We start from the raw sequence: 16,652 nt of genomic DNA, 5'->3' as shown, positions 1-16,652 counted from the left end.
CGTCGGCATGAAAAAAATCGGCGGCGCCACCGCAGGATTTCTATAAAGCTTGCGGGCCATCTTGGGTAGGAAAAACTCCGAATACAGCTTACCGGACTTAGCGGTCTCAATGAGACCGGGTCCCTATTCCCCCGATGTAGGGTCGTGAAATGGGAAAAGGAAACGCGGTCGAACGACCACGACCGCTATACAGTACATCGAAGCCTGTTTGGCTTCAATACCTATAGAAAACAATTATTTAGCGAAATGCTAAATCGCCTCAGCAAAAAGAAGTTGTGATGGTATGGACCAATTAGGCCAAGCCGGAGTCTTGCTAGCCAGTTTGTTCGGCAGCTCGTGCAGTCCGGAAATATCCGATCCCCACGAACGCGTAGAGTTCTATTTGGAACGCTCCGCGCGAATATTTGTGGGTAAAGTGGTGGACCAAACGATTGAATACGAAGAGCGGGCGCCGGGCGTCAAGATCGAGAAAAGGCAAATCGCAAGACTTCGCGTAACCGAAGCATTTAAGGGTACGAATGAAAGCGAGGTGGTCGAAGTAGGCACTTGGTTAGACTCATACGGGTCCTACAAAGTGTTCGAGGGTTACGAATATCTTGTTTTTCTGTCGCCTCCCCCAGGGATCGGTGGTATCAATGCCTGTGGGCAAATTGTGGCGGCTGAAAAAGCGACCGTAGAGCGACAACTGTTGCGCGACATGCGTCCGCGGGGACAGTAGTTTTAGCGGCGAGACCGGGCTCAGATCCAAATTGGGTTTCCGCCATGTGTCCTTGCGAAACACCCATGATCCGATCGACTGAAGGTGGATCAGCCAGAACCACGGGCGGAACCCGTCTGGTGCTCCGTGGGAATTTCAATTTAACAATCTGAGTCCGGTCAGGAAGAGGCATTCATCAGTTGTTTTCCTCCATTGAATCTATCCAATCGACAGCGATTTCATGGAAGTCACGGCCGAGATGCCTATGCTTGTGAGCTGATTCCACCGATCCGTCTGCATAAGCAACTGCCGCTTGTCTCGCGGCCTTGAAATTGCCTTCCGCAATTAGGGAGGTGACATAGGAGATAGCGTATGTCCCTCGTTCAACGTGATTGGGATGTCTTGCAACTGCACTGGAAAAGCTCTCAGCCGTCAGTCTGTGCAACGCCGTTTCAACTTGAGAGTCGGCCCACTCCAAAAGCTTTCTCGCCAGCACATCCGTGCCCATTCCTTCATCGAAGATTGATTCCTCGCGCAATGGCAGCCCGGGACAAGTAAACGCACCCCAACTTCGAAATGACAGAGGTTCGGAATTGTTGGATTCCAGACCAGTGATGTTCCAATAGTGCGTGTCTAACGTCATCGGCTTTGCCGACATCGAGAAAGTCGTTTTTCGGTCGTTGACAAATACACTGACAAATACATCGAAGTAGAACCCACATAACTCGCAAAAGATCGCATTTTGCTTCTTCTTCCATCGAGACCCCCTTAGTTTGGTAGGGAGGACCTTCAGAAGGTCTTTTTCAAACGACCGGCGTTCCGAGCTGAATGTCACGAATCAATCACCAAACGTCTTATAGAGCTCGAAGCACGAGCGAGTGGCTTCGGAAGATTTCATTGGCCAACCCATCCAGCAAGAGAACTTAGCGCTGTCTACTGATACTGGGAATACGTGATGTCTAAATTCTCTAAAGGCGCTTCGGTTGCATGAGATTATCACCGCGGAATTCGATGCATTCCGGCGTTTACGCCGAGGTAAGAAGCCGGGGCGTCACTTCGACACGGATTACTGTCTCATCCGTACCAATCTCCACAATCGCATCTTTCTCCGGAAGCGTGAGTAAAGAAGGCGTGGCGACGAGTTTTCCTGAATCGATCTCGCTAATTCGAAATTCGATGAGGATCTGGTCACCTTCCAGGATCGTGGGTTTGACGTTGACTTCGAAACCAGCCTGGCGGACTCCGAACCAGTTCTTATTGACGAGCAGTAAATCAGGTCGCTGCATTTCGATATCGTCGATTCTTACCAAGAGATCCGCTGAAACTCTCGGCAGCGACAGATCATCGGGAGCTGGTTTCATATGTCCCATAATTAAGGCGACGCCCAGCCATGTCCGGTTCTCGGGCTCAAGTAACTCTTTGGCGGCTAGCAAAAGGTTTTCACCTTCTCTGGCAACACCAAATCGGTCACTAAAATCAGGGTTGGCGTTAAGAAGCGCATTAACACCGTCCATCCAATTCTCCGTTGTACCGACAATCGTTACGGTGATTCTATGGTGATTAATCTCAGGATGGGCGAGCACGTGGAGCCGCCCAAGACTTGCCAGCATCTGAATCGCAGCACCATAGTGAGCGTTATCAAGATTAAGCTCGTAACTACCGTCATCCGCGATTGAAAGCGAAGTGCTCGCTGATTTCCCCAACGGCGACGGTTGCCTTTCCTCAGCCTGCAAAACCACGGAGATTAGTAGGGCCAGCGCCGCTCCGATCACCGCAAGATGTCGGGCCGTGAGTCTGGGGTGGGACGCAAGGTGTTCGATTCGGTCCACAATGGCTTTCCGACCGGCAATGGCAGACGCACCGAACGCGTTTTGGGTCGGCAAAAACTGTGCGAGCTGGGTCACCTGTCGCAGGTAGTGGCCCGCCGCCAGCTTGGTAGCGCTCGCCTCATCGCATGACATTTCGAGTCGCGTCCTGGCCAGGTCGGCCAGAACCCAAACTAGCGGGTTCCACCACAGAGCATGACGGACCATTTCTATCGCGAGAACCCAAATATTATCCAGCCGCTTTGCATGGGTAAGTTCATGGGCCAGGACTGATTCAACTTCGGGTCTCGCTAGGAGCTCCTCGCCAATCCAGACAGTTGGCCGAAAGAGCCCTGACGTCATCGCAGTCCGGCCAGGTACGACCCTGATACGACTGGCGGACACCGCGAATGGCGGTGGCAAACCCTCGGCGGCTACTGGCCGACTTTGCATATGCAGACGCCGCACCAGAATCATGCTCTGCCAACCTCTAAAGCACAGAACCAGAAGTCCAATGAAGGCTGACGACAGCAGCGCGATAGGCCAGAAGTCGACTTCACTAGTCGCTTGCACTGGCACCGTGGATTCTAGTAGCGCTGGACCGATGGGCACGATGTCGTAGTCTGTGACCATCTGTGGCGCCTCAGTCACAACAATTGGCTGTAGCGGGAGACACCAGCAAGCAAGAGCCACACAAGCAGCGAAAAATCCAATCTGCGCCGGTGCGTTTTTCAGCAGCCTGACTACCAGCAGGGTGATTACGCTGATCGAGCAGTTCAACGAGAGCCAGGTAATCATTTGCTTCGCCTCTCTTGGGCTTCGCTAACCATCTTCTGGATCGCGGCGATTTCTTCCCGCGATAGTTCATTGTCCTCCATGAGATAGGAAAAAAGCGTCGACCTATCAGCACCAAAAACCCGTTCAACAAAGCTCTTCAGCATCGGACGCCGAACGCTATCCTGATCCACAGCCGCGGCATAAATGATGGTCCGCCCATGCTGCTCCACCCGAGAGAGCGCGCCCTTACCCTCCAGTCGGTCGACGATCGTCTTGACGGTAGAGTAGGTAACGTCGCGAGTACTACGAACCTGTTCATGAACCTTCGGAACCGAAAGCTCTCCGAATTCCCAAAAGATCTGCAGTACCTCAAGCTCAAACTCCGAAAGCGTCATACCGGCCCCCTTTCTCTACAAGTGTAGATTAAACTCTACGTCTGTCAATATAAATGTCTTTTCTACTTCTCTGACCCACGAATTTTTAAGGAATATTCGATGTCCAAGACCCAGATACCGAACGGAGATCGCCCATTCGCACATTTTGCCTGGCGCTTATGCTCGCTGTTTCTACAGAAGGGTTTGAACGCAAATATGTTCTTGGTGGCGAACTGACAGCGCACCAGGAAGCAGACGTATTGGAACTTGCGCGACTTGCCGGCGTGAACTCGGTTGCAGAAATTCAAACCTACTATCTGAGGCGCGATGGGGTCTTCAGAACGTAGCAGGCTAGAGTTAAATATGTTACAAAGCCTCGGACAAAACTGAAAATACTCCGAGGCTTTGCAACAAGCCAATGACAATTGCAACGCAACAAGACCGCATGATTCAGCTACTCGAGGATAACCCGCTTCTGCGCGCCCGCGATCTTCGGGCTGCGGGTATTGCTGCATCTACGATTGCCCGGGCCACAAGGGCCGGCACGATCGTTCGCGCTGCGAGAGGCCTTTATCAGCTGCCCAACAGTGAACTGGACCTGGAATCAGCGCTAGCGGAGGCCTCAATGCGGGTGCCTAGAGGCATCATCTGCATGACCTCCGCACTCGCCTACCATCGCCTGACCGACCAGATGCCGCGCAAAGTCTGGCTGGCCATCGGTGCGAAGGACTGGGAACCGTCAGTAGATTACCCGCCAATTCGGATTGTCCGTTTTCGTTCACCGTATCTCGAGTACGGCGTTGAGCATCACCTTATTTCCGGTGTTGATGTTCCGATCTATTCGATTGCTAAATCACTGGCCGACGCATTTCGCAGCCGACGATTTGTCGACCGTTCTGTTGCCATAGAGTGTCTGCGAAACGCGCTTAAAGAGCGAAAAGCAACTCCTGCCGTGATCGCACTAACAGCCAAAGAGTGCGGCGCTTGGAAACAAATGCAGCCATATCTGGAAGCGTTGACTGCCGGTGGCTAAGAGCCAAAACAACTCGCCTGCGTCTATCAGACAGCGACTTCTAAACCTTGCACGAAAGAAAGGCCAGATATTTGATGTCGTTCTTGTAGGTTACGGCCTGGAGCGCCTGCTTTATCGAATGTCCATATCGGAGCACCGCGATGCATTCGTTCTGAAGGGTGGCATGTTGGTTACACTCTGGATTGGAGATCAGAATCGTGTAACTCGGGATGCTGACTTCCTATGTTTCGGCGATCCGTCCGAGGGGCACCTGCTATCTGTATTCTCTGAGGTGATGAGCCAGCAGGTGGAAGATGGACTGGTTTATGACATTGAGAACCTGACCGCCAGGACAATCCGTGAGGAACAGGAATACGGGGGTATCCGCCTCAAGACGGTCGCGAACCTGGGGAAGACTCGCATCCCCATAGTGCTTGATGTCGGATTCGGCGATGCGACCGTGGCTCCAGATTTCACGATTGAATATCCGACACTCCTCGACATGCCCGCTGTCACAATACGAGCCTACCCTCCAGCCAGTGTAGTAGCAGAAAAGTTCCACGCGATGATTACACTTGGGCTCGTCAACAGTCGCATGAAGGATTACTACGATCTTTGGGCCATACTGAGTTCTCAGTCCGTTTCTCAACACGAGTTGGCCGACGCCATAGCAGCGACCTTTAATCGGCGGAAGACCGAGGTCCCGAGGGCACAACCAATCGGTTTGTCGGATCAATTTTCCACGGATCCGCAAAAGGCCCAGCAGTGGGCCGCCTATGCTGCTTCGATCGGCCTGGAGGGGCTATCTCTCGAGAACGCGACAGATCTGGTCTGGAGTCGTTTAGCTCCAGCTTGTGAGCTTCTACACCGGTGATTGGGACATGCCTGAGCAGTCACGAGAGACGCTTGAAGCTGAGCTAAATCGCATACGGGCTGAAAACCATCGGCTTAAGAAAGAGATCCGGGAACTCCGGAAGGAACTGGGGCCGCCCGGACCTCCCTCGGCGCCGCCTGAGAGCGAACCCACCTGCGCCACTGGCGTTACCAACCAATCGGGCGTGGAGGAGAAGATACGCTTATTTCGAAGTCTATTTCGAGGTCGTGAGGACGTGTATGCGGTTCGGTGGGAGAACCAGAAAGGTCGAGCTGGTTACTCGCCAGCATGCGGCAACGAATGGCACAAGACCCTGTGCAACAAACCCAGGATAAAGTGCGGGACCTGCCCTAACAGCCAATTTCTCTCTATTACCGATCGGGTGATTCGCGACCATTTGATTGGAAAAAAAACGCTCGGTGTGTATCCGATTCTGGCAGACGGTTCCTCTTGGTTCCTGGCGATCGACTTCGATAAGACATCTTGGCGAGATGACGTGGTTGCTTTCCTCGAGAGTTGCGAGCACTTCAAGGTACCGGCATACGTGGAGCGATCGCGCTCTGGTGATGGCGCACACGTATGGATCTTCTTCACCCACGCGGTGCAGGCGTCTCTGGCCAGAAAAATAGGCTCACTCATCCTGACACGCGCCACAGCTCAACGGCCTGGAATCGGCCTCGAGTCCTACGACCGCTTTTTCCCGAGCCAGGACACGCTGCCAAAAGGAGGATTCGGCAACCTGATCGCTTTGCCGCTGCAAAAACGTCCGAGAGAGGTCGGCAACAGCGAATTCCTGTCTAGTCAGCTTGAAACCGTCGACGACCAATGGGCCTATTTGGATCGTATGAAACGCGTTTCATCAAATGAGGTTGAACGCCTGATTCAGCAATATGACGTTGGTGACAGTCTGCTCGGTGTTCGCGGGGCCTCAGTATGGAGTGACGAACTCGAAGACCCAGGAGCTGGGCCGAATTCTCAAGAAGAGCCCGACCTCCAAACGACAGGGGCCGTTCCCAAAACGGTAAATCTGGTCCTGGCGAATGGTCTTCATATCCCGAAGCAAGGAATTCCCCCTAGCCTTCAGAACGCACTCATCCGTAAAGCGGCGTTTCAAAACCCGGAGTTCTACCGGGCGCAGGCAATGCGTATGTCAACGTACGGGAAGCCCAGAATTATCTCCTGTGCCGAAGACCTTGACCGGACAATCGTATTGCCCCGGGGTTGTTTGGATGCCGCAGTGTCAATACTGGAAGATATTAAGATCGAAGTCGTTCTCAAAGATCAGCGAAACGCGGGCACTCCCATTGACGCAAAGTTTCAGGGCTGCCTGCGCCCTGAGCAAGATGCGGCAGTTCGTGACTTGCTGGCTGAGGAAACGGGGCTTCTATGCGCACCCACCGCTTTTGGCAAGACCGTGGTCGCCGCCGCCTTAATCGGAGAAAGACAGCGAAACACCTTGATCCTCGTGCATCGACGCCAATTGATGGACCAGTGGCGCGAACGCCTGACCACATTTCTGGACCAGCCGGCGGGCAAGATCGGACAAATCGGCGGAGGGAAGCGCATCCAAACTTTAAAGATCGATATCGCTGTCATACAAAGCCTCAACCGGCAAGGAAAGGTCGACCCGATGGTCACACAATACGGTCAGGTTATCGTTGACGAGGCACACCACGTTTCCGCATTCAGCTTTGAATCGATTCTCAAGCAGGTCCGTGCGAAGTACGTTCTTGGTCTCACGGCGACGCCTACGCGAAAGGACGGACACCATCCCATCATCCTGATGCAGTGCGGCCCGATACGACACCGGGTTCCCCAACAGAAACAGCGGCAATTGGCAAAGCTCGAGTATCGGCTGATCCCCCGATACACCGATTTTGTCGTACCCGGCAACGCTAGCGAGATCGGCATTCAGGCTCTCTACGGGAAACTGGCCCAAGATGACCAAAGGAATGGCCAGATTTTCGACGACATCCTCCAGGCGCTCGACGCGGGACGGACGCCGCTTGTGCTGACAGAACGGGTGCGCCACGCGGAGTTGTTAGCTGAGAAGCTTGGGCGTTTCGCCAAGAACGTTGTAATTCTTCGCGGCGGTCGAAGTCGGAAGCAGGCCGCGGATGCACTCAATCAGCTCGGCGCAGTTCCAGACAACCAAGAGCGCCTGATTATTGCAACGGGCCGCTACATTGGAGAAGGGTTTGATGATGCAAGGCTCGACACTCTGTTCCTGACTATGCCCATCTCCTGGAAGGGGACTCTGCAACAGTACGTCGGCCGCCTTCATCGACAATATCGCGGTAAAGAAGAAGTCCGTGTTTACGACTACGTGGACCTGCACTCACCGATTCTCCGCAAGATGTACGAGCGAAGACTTCGGGGATATCGGTCAATTGGCTACACCGTTGCCAACGACACGTAGCGCCACCAAAGACAAAAAAATCTGGCGAATGACTCTTGCGTTAATTTTGCGTGGATCAGCTATGCAGCGTTGTGAATCGTACTGCTAATCATGCAACGGGCGAACCGGTAACCTATTGAAAAATTGACCATTTACGAATCTTCAGTCGTTCTGAAAATCCGCGTGTCGGCAGTTCGATTCTGCCCTTGGCCACCATTAATTCAACGACTTACGCCGCACCCAACATCCTGGGATTTTTTCTTGCGTGAGTCAGGACACGCTAATTCGTCTCAAAACGACCAATTCGGGGCGGTTTCCTTTCCGTTCGCACACCGTGTTGGCAGCCCAAATGAGCCTCGTAAGCTCCGCCGCCGAATAGTGTGTGGTCATCCGACCCGAACGGTGACCCAGTAGATCCTGCTGAACTTTGAAACTCACTCCAGCGGTCCTCAATCGGCGGCCGAAAGTGTGCTTCAAATCATGGACCCGGGCCTGCGGGAGGCCAAATGCCTTTCGAACCCGGCGACAGGAGCCAATGAGTATTCTTTGAACCGGCTTGCCCCGATGGGTGAAGACATTGGCTGGGCGTTCGCCCCGTCGTGAATTCACTAACGTTGTTGTGATTTGGCACCTTCAGCTGATCCGAGTTTTCATGATTTGACGCTTCTCTGTTAGAGGACCAAACCCTAGACGGCGCTACGCCGTGGACCCAGAGAGCTAAAGGAATCTTCATGCCGATATTCGCTAACGCAGCAGTGCGCCTGTGCCTGCTCATAATGCTGTTTAGTTCGGTCACGCACGCCCAGCTGCGTGGCGGTGATGTTTGGGGGGTGGTCCGTGGTGACAACAGTCCCGGGTTTGCCTATTCCGCATTCGTGGAAACCCCCAGCGGCCGGTGGCTCGCAATCGGTCCTGGAGGCGCGCTGATGTATAGCGACAACCAGGGCATGGACTGGGAATACAACGTGATCACGGATGATACCGGTCGACCCATTTTCGGCAACATCAGCGACATAGTCGTTCATGACGGGCAGCTCGTCGCCACGCTGGTCAGATTCGAGCAGTCACGGGGCGAAACCGGACTTGGCGGGCCGCCGCTACCGTTTATTGGCGTCACAAGAATTCTGACCAGCGATAACAATGGAGAAACCTGGACGCTGACGAGGTTCCCCGTGCCTGCCGCTGTCATCACGGGAACCCTTGAAACCGCACCGGTTCAGGGAATATGGCTGCCCCATCTGTTTGTTTCGCCGGGCGGCGAGTTGTTGGCCTACGGCACGACCGCGCAGTCTACCGGCGCGTATGCGCGGTTTCTTGGCGGTTTGATTTTTAAGAAGCAGGGCAGTATCTGGACCCAGGTGGCTTTCGAACTGGGTGTGCTCCAGTCGATGAGTCTGGGGCGTGATGGGGAGTTGATCGCCTCCGGGTTTAGCAGTCTTCTCCAAAGCGAGAACGGCAGCTTGTGGAACGGGTATCCCATGAGCATGGCAAATTTCAGTTTGGGGGGGCAGCCACTACGCTTCGATGAAAAGGACCTGCTGAACGGAAGCGACATCACCTACGTCAATGGAAAGTATGTGATGCAAACGCAGCAATTTCGGTTCTCAACTAATAGTGGGTTTCAGGTCGTCGCGTCGAATCAGCGCTCGGTTGTCTTCGAGAGCGATGATCCTTTCGCGCCGACTCGAGACTGGACTGGGACGGAGGTCAGTCGTGTCTGGCCTCGCTGGCTCAATATGGGCCCGCGCCTGCTGAGTTTGGTAGACGGTGCATGGTCTTCGCTAAACGGAAAAGACTGGACCAACGTTGATTCCTCGGTGATGCCGTTGGCGCTCAGTTACGGCCGCGTCGGCGCGGAAGGTGTCGTTGCAATTGGTAACGCTGAGGAAGTCTGGACCAGTAGTGATGCTGGTCAAACTTGGGACAAAGTGCTCGATGAAGACCCGGGCGAAGACATTCGGATTTTGAGCCAGGTTGATGACGTGCTGCTGGGTGTTGGCGAGGGCTCGATGACCGCGCGGGATGTCTTGTACCGCAGTGTAGACAACGGAGTTACATGGCTGGAGATGACCGCGGTCTCGCCAAGCCAGCAGGGGTTTCTTCCGGGTATCTCTGACGTGCAAGACGGCAAACTCTATGCACCAGGCGGCGCTGACCGCTTCATCGTGAGCGAAGATACCGGCTTTACTTGGGATGAGGTCTTGGTACCGACAACAGGCCCAGGCGGAATGCGCTCAGTCCTGCTTGGCAGTGGAGGCCGGCTGGTCGTTTTGCACGGCAGCGTGGAGGTCAACGCCTACTTGAGTGATGACGGTGGTGAAACGTGGGTGTCTCGACCGACTCCGTTGGCTTTTGAGGATATTACTAAGGGAGGACTGCATGTGGGTGGTGGGCGCATCGTCTACGCAGTCAACACAGGTATTGGCTCGTCCGGTCCGCGTCTTGTCACAAGCAACGACAATGGTGTGACCTGGCAGACCGAAAGCCCGTTTGAACCTGAGAACGTAAGCGGCAGCGGCGAAAAAGGGCTGCAGGACGGGATCCGAATCAGGGAGATCTACCAATTCGAGAGCGGCGTGATGGTCATCCGAGGCGATCAAGGCGAGCTGCTGCTTAGCCGGGATCTTGGCCTCACCTGGGACTTGAAGCTCAATTTGGAGACCCAGGAAGAGGCGTTCTTAGATTGGGGAATCTCCTCTGTGCTTGAGTCTGAAGGGCGCCTCATCGCGATCGCGTCTCGTGACTCGCCGGTATCCAGCGCGTTTCAGGTCAACTTCGCCTTCATCAGCGAAGACGATGGCGACTCCTGGCGTCCTGTATTGATCCCCACCAACGAAGACCGCGTTAGATTCTTTAGCGGAGCTGTAGGAGCCGAAGGGCGGCTAGTCATCACAGGCTCAAACGGCGCGGTCTACATTTCTGAGCCAGAGCTGTCTGTTGCCGGAGGGTTTCAAGTTCGGGAGTCGGAGTCACTGACCATTGATGTCGACAGGCCTTCGATCGAGGGTGATGTCACTTTGGTCTATGAGCTGGTATCCGGGACAGCCCTTGCAGATACAGACTTCGTACCGGCCTCAGGGGAACTCACGTGGGCGGACGGTGATACCGATCCACAGCAGATCACTATCGATACAATCGATGACCCGTTTAACAATGAGGGGGATGAGAATTTCGGCATATCGTTTAGAGCATCATTAGATATTTCAGGCGATCTTGTCACGAGTTGGAGCTATGAGATCACTATCGCGGATGACGACTTGCAGGTTGGTCTGCCCACCGCCGTAGATATAGAGGTGGACGGCGCAGTGCGCACCAGTGAAAACGGGGAGAGCGTCACATTTGGCGTAGCGCTTTGGTCGAGGCCCAGCCAGAATGTCACAATCGACATCAGCGTCGACAACGAAAACGAAGTTGCGTTCGAGCCATCGAGCCTCTTCTTTACGCCGGAGAACTTCAAACAGGTTCAGCCCGTCACTGTGACTGGGCTGGACGACACTGTGCTCGACGGCAACCGCACTGTCGCAATGACATTTGATGTCGCCAGCGCCGGAGCTGACTACGATCGGTTTGAAGAATCCGGCGTCGCCTACATCATTAACGAGGACAATGAAGTCCCTGAAATTGTTTTCGCCGATGGCTTTGAGTAAGTGTTGTCACAAAATAAGCTTATCGAACCAGCTTAATCGGCCTGGTCTTGCGGTTGTAGTGGCGTACAGAGACTTTGAGGCCCTGCAACTGCGACGTTGGTGGACCGCACACTACACAAGGCCCTGCTAGTAACGCGATTGGTTATTGGCCCCTTGTTGTTTCGTTAGCGCACAAACACAATCCAGAATTCGCAGCCAAACAAGGCGGACTCGGCCGTTGGCTTCAACGTGACTCTTCGCGTGATGCCGTATCGGTCCTTTGAGTCAACCTGCTCAATGATGAAATCCGCCGTCTGGCCATCTGCGAGGCCGAGGGTCAGGCTTCCAGGGCTCCAGGTTGCTAGGCCCTTCAAAAACGCCGTGTCTTCGGTGCCATTCGGCCTGTATTCGAAAATGAATTCTTGCCCTCGGGGGAATTCCAGTGTGCCCTCGCCTTCGGGACAACGCCCTCGAAAGTAGCCCGGCATATCGTCAGGCATCTTGTGAGGATCTTTCGATTGGGGGCGCGGATACACACCGATGTTGTTTCCCGAGTAGACATGGTTCTCTACGTCGTAAGCCTGGTACCCCACTGTAGAATAACCGAGAGATTTCATGATTCGCCCGATATGGGTGACGACGTCCAGATCCTCATGTGCAGGAGAGTAAACAATCAACGGGCCCGTAATCCCCTTGGGTATCTCTTGATTGTTGACCTGGACTCGAAACCCCGCCTCCCTCAAGACCTCTGTGAACTCCGAGGTTTCGGCAGGGGTTAGCGACGTGGCGTATAGGTGAACCCGGGTGCTATTGCACGCAGTCGCGCAGATCGCCATGAGCGACGCCACCATCTTGGGCAACAAACGAAAACCGCGATCTCGGTTCAATTCGGAATTTCTCATCAACACCTTTGCTTCAATCCTGTCAGGACGACGCACGGGAGCGAAATGGGTCAGGTTAACTTTTTTAGAGAGTCTTCCTGCACTGCATAGGAAAGTAAACCTGACCTATTTACAGCCCCTGGCCACCATTCATTCAATGACTCAGGCCGCACCCTGCATCCTGGACCTAGTTGCGGGGATTTGGAGTACTGGTCGGTAGCCAAAGAAAATCACTAATCAGTGGTTTGACCCCGTTTGACTACCGATTCCGCTTCCAGCTTTGGAACTCAAGAAAAGACCGGAGTCGTTATGCGCAACCACTTCCTCGCAGCCCTGTTTGCAGCCCTTTCCTTTTCCGCGGCCACGGCGGGCACCGTAACTGCCGTCGACACGGACTTCAGCACCCTGCCCAGCAATATTGACCTGGTCGAATTCAGCAGCGATGCGGCAACGTCTTCGTTGACCGTCGACGATGTCGCGGGCTCCCTCGGCCTCGTTTTCCGCGGGACCTGGACTCTGGCACCGGGTGGGGCAGAAACCGCCCTGGGAATCTATCGTCCTCTGCTGGCGGACACGTCCGAATTAGATTTTTCCCCAGCCGACAACGACGGCATTGCAGCAATTGACTTCAGCCTGGAAGCAGGACTCCCTGGCACTGCCGGCGACAACGTGACGCGCCTGTTTGCGCAGCTCATCATCTACCAGCAGCTGGAAAACGGAGCGGTGCGAGCCTACACCCAGTTTCGCCAGGCCATTGTGCTAACGCCAGGTCCGATCCAGGCCTTCTCGGTTACGAACCTGATTGCGGACGACTTTGATGATGGCTCAGGCGGTCGTCCAGATTTTTCGCCCACGGCGCGCCCCATGGCGTTCGGACTTCAGCTTGGCGGGCGATTGTCCACTCCGAATAATGCGCCCGGCGATTATCTCGGTGGCGTTAGCGCCGACAACTGGGCAGTGACGGTCGACACTGGACTCACTATCTTTGCCGACGGATTCGAGTAAAACCGCTCCACTATTGATGCTGACAAAGGAGTAAAACTGAATCCGAACGGCATTGAGAAATTCCTAATCGATCTCCCACTGCCAGGTGATCTGCGTGATGACGTCGTGGTCGAACGAGACTCTTACGTCGGCGCAATAGACATCGCAGTACCGGAATGACTTCGACGTATCAGTGTCCTGCTTGCCTGAGCCGAAAATATCGGCAGGGTCGATAACGCCAGTGGCCAACGGTAGCCCCAAATCCTTGAACACAGCTGGCGATTTCGCCGTCGCGCCCACGAGGACCGATTCGCCGCTATCGACGTTTTGCCAGAACACACCCTCGTGGCTGGAGTACCGAAGTGTCACCAGCTCCACCGGCTCGCCGGTAATTCGATTGAACCCGTGATCGACTGAGCTCCGGTCCAAAGGATGACCCAGCGCTGACTCCCACTCCGCAATGCTTCGGCCGTAGACCCTCAACGGCGCATAAAAGTAGGCTTGACGCTGGTCTCTTTTCCATCCGTCACCTATTAACTGATGGCCGAGAAGCGTGAGGCGCAGTGTCTGATCATTACACGCTTTTAAAATGAGGGCGCCACCTTCGGCAGATAGCTGGCCATGAATTTGCGGCTTGTCGTCGCACCAGCGAATCCAAATCGGAGGGAAGTCGATCAAATCATCGTCCGCCTGATCAAAAACGGTTATACCAGGGCGATGAGTATCTACCCACGGACCCGCTTTCTTTGGGGGAGACTGAAAACGGGTCGAAAAGTAAACAGCGAGTTCATCGTCCCCATCCGCGTCGAGGTCATGCCACGAGAAATTGATGACCTGAGGTTCAATTTCGTAGCCGGCAACCTGCTCATTTAAAAAATCGTCGAGAAATTCTCTAAGCTGCTTTGCGCTATGTGTCCAGCGACGTGCCACGCGCTCTTGGATTTCATTGAGGTAGTTGATTTCGGCCGCTGTGATATCACCATTTGCTGGCCAAGCAGAACACAGACCAGTTTGAAGGCGGGTCGAGTCGCTTCGACTGGCGTAAACCAGATAGGGCACTCCGGCCAACAGCCGAGTGCCGCAGGTCGCACCGTCAACGTTGGCTTCTATCTCTACTGATGAATTTCCTTCGACTCCGGCAATGGCGGTGTCGACGATGACCGAGTGAACGCGGCGCTCGTCCAGCCAACAACGACCGCTGCCGCTGCAACGCTCAGTACTGATGAGCCGGTCTCCCACCGACGTACCAACAAACACGGCATCGGCCGAGCCGAGGCGAACCTCAATCTCATTGGGATCAGCGGAATGTGGCGTACAAGAGCATGCCGCCACATAGACGGGAGCGACAGCAAGAACGGTCAGTACCGACAGCGTCGGCCATCGTTTTCTCATCTTCGGACGCGTCAGCACAACACGTCCGAGACAACAATCTGCTGGCCATCGAGCAGCAGCCAGCCGGGTGACGATCCATCCGCAAAAAAGACGCGAAACCATACTTGAACCTCCGGCCACTGCAGGGTCTCGTAAACCGCAAAGTCTTCTACCACCTGTGATGAGCACTCAGCTCCCCGAAACCGCACTCTGCCCATTCCCTCACCAAGATAAAACAAATACTCAACCGTCTCGCCAACAACGAGTGTTGGCGGCCCGACGGCGGGCGGCTGCGGGCAGTCCAGCCGCTCATCATCCTTCAAAACACGCAGCTTTCCGATCTCAATGACCCGCGTTATGCCCTGTTGCTTGTCCGTGGGAATTCGCCATCCCTTTTGGTATTGCAACCGGAGTTGTTTGGATCTCAGGTCGGGCCGGCGAAACAGATTCAGATCATCTTGTGCTGAGGCGTATATGGGTGTGCATTCGCCGAATACCCTTCTTACTTCCAATTCCGCGTCCTGGGCCGCGGCAATCTCCGATACCAGGACGAGACACACAAGCTGCCAAGCGAATTGGACAGTCAATTTGCTCTTGCGACCGGCTTCGAGATCGGTTGCTATGCGGAGAAGGGTTTGGAAGGCGGTTATCGTCATCACCTCATTAGATGCGTGACAAATGACAATCTGCTGTTGGTAACCTGGTCTCGAAAGGGCAAATCAACAACGATCGTCACCAAAGGACTGAATAGGGTGAGCTAAGGTGACTGGTCTGCTCCATACGACGGGCATCGAAGCTGTTTGCGGAACCAGTAGTTGGCCATAGCACCTGATCCCGCCCTTGCTTCAGGAATCCTTTTCAACGCCCCGAACTAGTCCCGTTAGTCCAGAATTCTGTACGCCAAACTCGTGGCCTCTTCGACCTCTTCAGCAGATAGATCCCAGGCGATCCAGCGCATTCTTCCTCTCGCGTCTTCTGGGATTCCATCGACCCCAGCGATTTCCGCTGCTTTTGCGTAAGCGTAGGCTTTTAACGCGTCTTTGCGGTAAACATCGCCTGTGTGCAGCATCCGAGACATGAGCAACAACCCTTGAGGGTGATGAGAGTTTAGAAGCTGTTTCGCATAGTTTGCGGCATTCTGTTGAAATACCGCGATCAATTGTGGATGTCTAAAAACAAGGTCAGCATCGTAGCCGGCTATCAGATCGCGTGCCCGAAAGTGGTAGAGGCGTTGCGCGCCCATGTGCCCAAGATCAGCCGCTTTTGTGATCCATTCAAGCGCCGCTAGATCTGCCTTAACATCTGCACCTAGCTGGCTACAAAGACGATACGAATGCATCAGGGATTCTAGGGACGCTTCGTACTGATCAACATCAATTACCTTTGCTTGTTCCTCTCTTCGTTGAACAAAGGCTTCGATTTGCGCGAGTCGATTCTGAACACCCCAATCCGTTCGCGGGGCTTTGCGACAATAGTCGAAGAAAAAATAGAGCCACATTGCCGCTTCAGGATCTCCGGCTTCTGCGTGCCTCCGTTGCCTAGGAAACTCAGACGGTTTGGCGCGTTTGATCGCCTCAACTTGTGCCGTGACCCAGGTATTGATTCCGATAGTTTCATCAAGAATCACGTTGTATCCAGCGATCGCCTCGGCGTCCTGGCGTTCCTGTACTGGTTGGCGCTCAGCCCAGTCAGCGGATAGCTTCCTATTAGCGTCAAAGGTCGGCATTACAGGTAATGCGACATGGTCGGAGAGAGTTGTCTTTTCTAATCCTTCGGTTGCCATGGGCTCAGAAACTCTCGCGACCCAGCTCGCTGGAGCGTCGATAAGGAGAATCGCGACAACGAACAATAAG

General features: G+C 54.3%; 14 protein-coding genes. 6 read left to right on the top strand and 8 right to left on the bottom strand.

What is annotated here, in order from left to right:
* The first annotated feature begins 283 nt into the window (after positions 1 to 283).
* Positions 284 to 718 carry a hypothetical protein gene (locus AAF358_11660; protein ID MEM7706204.1) on the top strand — a complete coding sequence of 145 codons (435 nt, stop codon included), beginning with the start codon at positions 284 to 286 and terminating at the stop codon, positions 716 to 718.
* Between the two features lie 175 nt (positions 719 to 893).
* Here AAF358_11660 and AAF358_11655 read toward each other — a convergent pair whose 3' ends face one another.
* The 3 genes from AAF358_11655 to AAF358_11645 all read right to left on the bottom strand — a co-directional run bounded on the left by AAF358_11655 (position 894) and on the right by AAF358_11645 (position 3,674).
* On the bottom strand, positions 894 to 1,532 hold the full coding sequence (locus tag AAF358_11655) for a hypothetical protein (protein ID MEM7706203.1): 639 nt from the start codon (positions 1,530 to 1,532) through the stop codon (positions 894 to 896).
* A 190-nt stretch (positions 1,533 to 1,722) separates the two neighbouring features.
* Positions 1,723 to 3,300 (bottom strand): M56 family metallopeptidase, encoded by a 1,578-nt coding sequence (locus AAF358_11650; GenBank protein ID MEM7706202.1) that lies wholly within the window; start codon positions 3,298 to 3,300, stop codon positions 1,723 to 1,725.
* Positions 3,297 to 3,674 carry a BlaI/MecI/CopY family transcriptional regulator gene (locus tag AAF358_11645; protein MEM7706201.1) on the bottom strand — a complete coding sequence of 126 codons (378 nt, stop codon included), beginning with the start codon at positions 3,672 to 3,674 and terminating at the stop codon, positions 3,297 to 3,299. The genes AAF358_11650 and AAF358_11645 overlap by 4 nt, the downstream gene beginning before the upstream one ends.
* Before the next feature lie 397 nt (positions 3,675 to 4,071).
* Here AAF358_11645 and AAF358_11640 point away from each other — a divergent pair, with 397 nt between their 5' ends.
* From AAF358_11640 to AAF358_11630, 3 genes are read left to right on the top strand one after another with little or no spacing between them, the layout of a single operon-like run.
* A complete protein-coding gene (locus AAF358_11640; GenBank protein MEM7706200.1) occupies positions 4,072 to 4,686 on the top strand; it encodes a type IV toxin-antitoxin system AbiEi family antitoxin domain-containing protein in 615 nt (204 codons plus the stop codon).
* Positions 4,679 to 5,539: a nucleotidyl transferase AbiEii/AbiGii toxin family protein gene (locus AAF358_11635; protein ID MEM7706199.1), complete on the top strand. Its 861-nt coding sequence runs from the start codon at positions 4,679 to 4,681 to the stop codon at positions 5,537 to 5,539. The genes AAF358_11640 and AAF358_11635 overlap by 8 nt, the downstream gene beginning before the upstream one ends.
* Positions 5,520 to 7,958: a DEAD/DEAH box helicase family protein gene (locus AAF358_11630; GenBank protein MEM7706198.1), complete on the top strand. Its 2,439-nt coding sequence runs from the start codon at positions 5,520 to 5,522 to the stop codon at positions 7,956 to 7,958. Before AAF358_11635 ends, AAF358_11630 begins: the two co-directional genes overlap by 20 nt.
* Before the next feature lie 249 nt (positions 7,959 to 8,207).
* Here the strand turns inward: AAF358_11630 and AAF358_11625 are convergent, their stop codons facing one another.
* The gene (locus AAF358_11625; protein ID MEM7706197.1) at positions 8,208 to 8,546 is read right to left on the bottom strand and encodes a tyrosine-type recombinase/integrase; all 339 of its coding nucleotides are present in this window, start codon (positions 8,544 to 8,546) and stop codon (positions 8,208 to 8,210) included.
* Positions 8,547 to 8,668: 122 nt separating this feature from the next.
* On the opposite strand from AAF358_11625, the gene AAF358_11620 reads away from it, so the two are divergent.
* Positions 8,669 to 11,584 (top strand): Calx-beta domain-containing protein, encoded by a 2,916-nt coding sequence (locus tag AAF358_11620; protein MEM7706196.1) that lies wholly within the window; start codon positions 8,669 to 8,671, stop codon positions 11,582 to 11,584.
* A gap of 164 nt (positions 11,585 to 11,748) precedes the next feature.
* Here the strand turns inward: AAF358_11620 and AAF358_11615 are convergent, their stop codons facing one another.
* Positions 11,749 to 12,450, bottom strand: a complete 702-nt coding sequence (locus tag AAF358_11615; protein ID MEM7706195.1) for a hypothetical protein — start codon at positions 12,448 to 12,450, stop codon at positions 11,749 to 11,751.
* A 303-nt stretch (positions 12,451 to 12,753) separates the two neighbouring features.
* Between AAF358_11615 and AAF358_11610 the strand changes: the two genes are divergently transcribed.
* On the top strand, positions 12,754 to 13,449 hold the full coding sequence (locus AAF358_11610; protein MEM7706194.1) for a hypothetical protein: 696 nt from the start codon (positions 12,754 to 12,756) through the stop codon (positions 13,447 to 13,449).
* A 63-nt stretch (positions 13,450 to 13,512) separates the two neighbouring features.
* On the opposite strand, the gene AAF358_11605 is transcribed toward AAF358_11610, so the two are convergent.
* From AAF358_11605 to AAF358_11595, 3 genes are all read right to left on the bottom strand, one after another.
* Positions 13,513 to 14,820, bottom strand: a complete 1,308-nt coding sequence (locus AAF358_11605) for a hypothetical protein (protein ID MEM7706193.1) — start codon at positions 14,818 to 14,820, stop codon at positions 13,513 to 13,515.
* Positions 14,821 to 14,831: 11 nt separating this feature from the next.
* On the bottom strand, positions 14,832 to 15,455 hold the full coding sequence (locus AAF358_11600) for a hypothetical protein (protein MEM7706192.1): 624 nt from the start codon (positions 15,453 to 15,455) through the stop codon (positions 14,832 to 14,834).
* Between the two features lie 224 nt (positions 15,456 to 15,679).
* Positions 15,680 to 16,582, bottom strand: a complete 903-nt coding sequence (locus AAF358_11595; protein ID MEM7706191.1) for a hypothetical protein — start codon at positions 16,580 to 16,582, stop codon at positions 15,680 to 15,682.
* Positions 16,583 to 16,652: the final 70 nt, after the last annotated feature.

This window comes from Pseudomonadota bacterium, from assembly GCA_039033415.1.
GTDB lineage: Bacteria > Pseudomonadota > Gammaproteobacteria > Xanthomonadales > SZUA-38 > JANQOZ01.
The sequence above is the reverse complement of the archived record's forward strand: the minus strand, read 5'-3'. Positions and strand labels throughout refer to the sequence as shown.

Excerpts from the sequence above, each read along its gene's own strand:
- AAF358_11660 (MEM7706204.1), top strand. The coding sequence starts at position 284 with ATGGACCAATTAGGCCAAGCCGGAGTCTTGCTAGCCAGTTTGTTCGGC.
- AAF358_11650 (MEM7706202.1), bottom strand. The coding sequence starts at position 3,300 with ATGATTACCTGGCTCTCGTTGAACTGCTCGATCAGCGTAATCACCCTG.
- AAF358_11645 (MEM7706201.1), bottom strand. The coding sequence starts at position 3,674 with ATGACGCTTTCGGAGTTTGAGCTTGAGGTACTGCAGATCTTTTGGGAA.
- AAF358_11640 (MEM7706200.1), top strand. The coding sequence starts at position 4,072 with ATGACAATTGCAACGCAACAAGACCGCATGATTCAGCTACTCGAGGAT.
- AAF358_11620 (MEM7706196.1), top strand. The coding sequence starts at position 8,669 with ATGCCGATATTCGCTAACGCAGCAGTGCGCCTGTGCCTGCTCATAATG.
- AAF358_11610 (MEM7706194.1), top strand. The coding sequence starts at position 12,754 with ATGCGCAACCACTTCCTCGCAGCCCTGTTTGCAGCCCTTTCCTTTTCC.
- AAF358_11605 (MEM7706193.1), bottom strand. The coding sequence starts at position 14,820 with ATGAGAAAACGATGGCCGACGCTGTCGGTACTGACCGTTCTTGCTGTC.
- AAF358_11600 (MEM7706192.1), bottom strand. The coding sequence starts at position 15,455 with ATGACGATAACCGCCTTCCAAACCCTTCTCCGCATAGCAACCGATCTC.
- AAF358_11595 (MEM7706191.1), bottom strand. The coding sequence starts at position 16,582 with ATGGCAACCGAAGGATTAGAAAAGACAACTCTCTCCGACCATGTCGCA.